The 3365-nt window shown below is 42.0% G+C and carries 4 protein-coding genes; 1 reads left to right on the top strand and 3 read right to left on the bottom strand.

Translation table 11 applies throughout. From position 1 onward, the window contains the following. Together PLH26_RS21070 and PLH26_RS21065 are read right to left on the bottom strand one after the other, a co-directional pair. Positions 1–454, bottom strand: a 454-nt coding sequence (locus PLH26_RS21070) for a heme exporter protein CcmB (protein ID WP_324587989.1), incomplete at its 3' end; no start/stop codon positions are given. 165 nt (positions 455–619) lie between these two features. Next, positions 620–1189 carry a thymidine kinase gene (locus tag PLH26_RS21065; RefSeq protein ID WP_324587988.1) on the bottom strand — a complete coding sequence of 190 codons (570 nt, stop codon included), beginning with the start codon at positions 1187–1189 and terminating at the stop codon, positions 620–622. A gap of 96 nt (positions 1190–1285) precedes the next feature. Between PLH26_RS21065 and PLH26_RS21060 the strand changes: the two genes are divergently transcribed. Next, on the top strand, positions 1286–2002 hold the full coding sequence (locus PLH26_RS21060; RefSeq protein WP_324587987.1) for a DUF8457 domain-containing protein: 717 nt from the start codon (positions 1286–1288) through the stop codon (positions 2000–2002). Here the strand turns inward: PLH26_RS21060 and PLH26_RS21055 are convergent. After that, positions 1975–3231, bottom strand: a complete 1257-nt coding sequence (locus tag PLH26_RS21055; protein WP_324587986.1) for a 3-deoxy-D-manno-octulosonic acid transferase — start codon at positions 3229–3231, stop codon at positions 1975–1977. The genes PLH26_RS21060 and PLH26_RS21055 overlap by 28 nt on opposite strands. Between the last annotated feature and the right edge of the window lie 134 nt (positions 3232–3365).

Raw genomic sequence — 3365 nt, 5'->3', positions numbered from 1 at the left:
GCGCTTTTGCCGCAATAGCGGCCAGCATGGTAAACACAAGGCTCAGGCTTACCGACCCAATGCATACGATGCCGGTAAATTGCCAGAAGTTTACCAATGGATTGCCCAGGAGGGCTCTGAAAAGTACCAGGCTGATCAGGCTCATCAGCAGCATAATAAAAGTATTGTACAATAATTTGGCAATGATAAACTGCTGTGCTCCCGCTATGGCATAAAAATACAGCATCCTTCCTTTGGTTTCCTGCAAAAAGCTTTTGGCCACGGCGTTTACGCAAATAAACAACTGGATGATCCAGAATAACCCGTTCCACACATCGCTTTCGGGCTGTTGTATGGCCAGGTACAATACAAAAATGGACGAAGCTACATACAGCAAAACACCATAAAAAGTATATTGTTGCCTGAGTTCCAGCAGCAGGTCTTTTTTTAAAAGTGTTACAACGTGTTTGTACATGTGGCAAAGTTAGGGAGTGGAAAGGTAGATTGGAAGATTGTAAGACTGGAAGATTGTAAGATTGTAAGATTGCAAGACCGTAAGACTATAAAATTGCAAGACTGAAAGATTTATTTTGATCAAGCCAAATCAGAAATCAAAAAATCAGAAATCATAAATCCCGCATCATTCTTTCAGGTTATAGCAATGCCGGCACCTGGGTTCATATATATCCTTCTCGCCTATTATTACCTGTGCCTCATGGGCTGTTTTGCGATACGAATAACTGGCAATATTGCCGCACCGCACACATATAGCGTGGAGCTTGGTAATGTATTCTGCCGTGGCAAGCAAGCCAGGCATTTGTCCGAAAGGCCTCCCCGAATAATCCATATCTAGCCCGGCAACAATTACTCTTGTGCCCTGCAGGGCCAATTGATTGCATACGGTTAGGATTTCATCATCAAAAAATTGCGCTTCATCAACACCCACCACATCTACATTGCGTGCAAGTGATAGTATGGCTCCCGCGTTTTCAACCGGTGTGGATAAAATGGAATTCTCGTCGTGTGAAACAATTTCGTTTTCATGATACCGGTTATCCATCGCAGGCTTAAATATCTCAACCTGCATGTTAGCGATCTTTGCACGTTTTAATCTCCTGATCAGTTCTTCCGTTTTTCCGCTGAACATGGAGCCGCATATTACTTCTATCCATCCTCTTCGTTCTCCTTTTATGTGCGGTTCGGTAAACATTTGTGATTATTTTGTGGCAAGGTGTTTGTAACTTCACCGAAAATATTGTATAATATATTTTTTAATTAAACAGACGCTCAAAAATACCATATTCAAATGGAACGTATCGGCGTTTTAATAAACAAATTACAGGAACTTTACCAGCAAAATGCTTCACCCGATCAAATCATTCATGTAGCGCAGATGTTACAAACAGAGCTGTTTTTGATCAAACAGCGGCAACATGCCCCGGGACGTAAAAAGATTGCAGTAATGATGCCGGGCGGTATATCTGTGTCCAATATGGCGCAATCGTCAAATGAACCGGGTAATGATAAAAGCAACGATAATCCCGAGACCGATGACGAATTAAAAGTAAGTCCAGATGAAGATGCAGGAACCCTGCCTTCAAAAAACGGATCCGGGAGTAAGAGTACTGTTGCAGCGCGGGGTTTTAATGTGCTGGAAGAAGTGCCTACGCTGTCTCATCAGCCGCAGGTAAAAGAACTTAACGAAGTGATGGGCAGAACGGAACCATCGCTCAACGAAAAGCTGTATGAACAGAAAAGAGAGCTGGCCGAAAAATTAAAAGAAGAACCACTTAAAGATATTAAGAAGGCGATCGGCGTAAATGACCGTTTCATTTTCATCACGGAGCTTTTTCGGGGAGATGAGGCGATGTATGAAAGATCGCTAAAGACCATCAATCACTTTACCATTTATCCCGAAGCCGAGTTCTGGATATTGCGTGAGCTGAAGCTGAAACTGGGATGGAATGAAGAGCATCCGGCGGTAAAGCAATTTGATCAACTGGTAAGAAGGCGGTTTTTATAAATATAGTCTATGATGTAACCTGTAGCTCCGGCGTTTGCATATATATATTGTTTTGCAGCATTTCCTTTTTCTTTGAGCAGGTTTTCGTCTTCCCATAATTTTTTCAGTCTTGCTTCCAGTTCCAGGGCGTTTTCTATGCTGATTGCGCCTCCTGCGTCTTCAAGTTCAATAGCTTCAAAATGTTTATGATATACAGGGCCAAAGAAAACCGGTTTACCATATACTGCAGCTTCCAGTATATTGTGAAGGCCCGACTCACCAAAGCCACCGCCTACGTAAGTTATGTCGGCATACTTATATAAGCGGGAAAGCATACCGATATTATCTATGATCAGTGTATTAACCACTTCATTGTTCTGTACTGGTTCTGCAGGCCTACCAGGAGTGCTAACGATGTTATCATAAAGAGGATTAGCTTGCAAAGCTGAAAAAAGAACGGATCGGGGAAATTCCTTTTGCAGGTCTTTAATATTTTCTTCGTCAACTTCATGAGGTGCTATTATAAACCGTATATCCGGGTTCACTCTTACATAATGTGTCAGCTCTTCTTCATCTTCAGTCCAGGTGCTGCCGGCAACCAGCACTTTGTGCCCCGAACAAAATGCTGCCACAGCAGGTATGTGTTCAAAAGCCTCTGCAATTTCAATTACCCTGTCAAAACGGGTATCACCCGATACGGTTACATTTTCACTAAATCCTATTGCCGCCAGTTTCCGGGCGGATGCTTCTGTTTGCACAAAAAAATGAGTAAAACAGGCAAACAGTTTTTTGCGATATGATTCGTAAAAAGCGTTTGCATTTTGCAACAAACCCGAAATAAGCAAAACAGGTATGCTTTTTCTTTTTAGTTCCTGCAGGTAATGCAGCCAGAATTCATATTTCACCCACAGTACCAGCGTAGGCTTAATACTGGTAACAAATGCGGCTGCATTTGAAGCTGTATCCAATGGCAGGTAGCATACCAGATCTGCGCCTTTGTAATCCTTCCTGACCTCATATCCCGAAGGAGAAAAAAAACTAAGTATGATTTTTACATGTGGATGCCGTGCCCTTATTTTTTCTAAAAGTGGCCTTCCCTGCTCAAATTCGCCCAAAGAAGCACAGTGCATCCATATGGTGGTATTACCATTTGGTAAATTTTCGAGGGATATGCTTAACTTTTCGAAAAAGCGCTTTCGCCCATCTGCCCATTGCTTCGCTTTGGGATTCCAGAGGGAAGCGAGTTTCATGGCAAAGCCATATATGATAATGAATAGATTGTAAAATGTTGTGACCACTTTTATAACGGTTAAAATATGATACAAAACTAATACCTATTGCTTATCCTATGCATATTTTACTATTTTTGCACCCATTTACAAAA

It is taken from the genome of Agriterribacter sp., assembly GCF_035444585.1.
Taxonomy (GTDB): domain Bacteria; phylum Bacteroidota; class Bacteroidia; order Chitinophagales; family Chitinophagaceae; genus Agriterribacter.
Note: the sequence above shows the minus strand (reverse complement) of the source record. Positions and strands in the feature narration are given on the sequence as shown.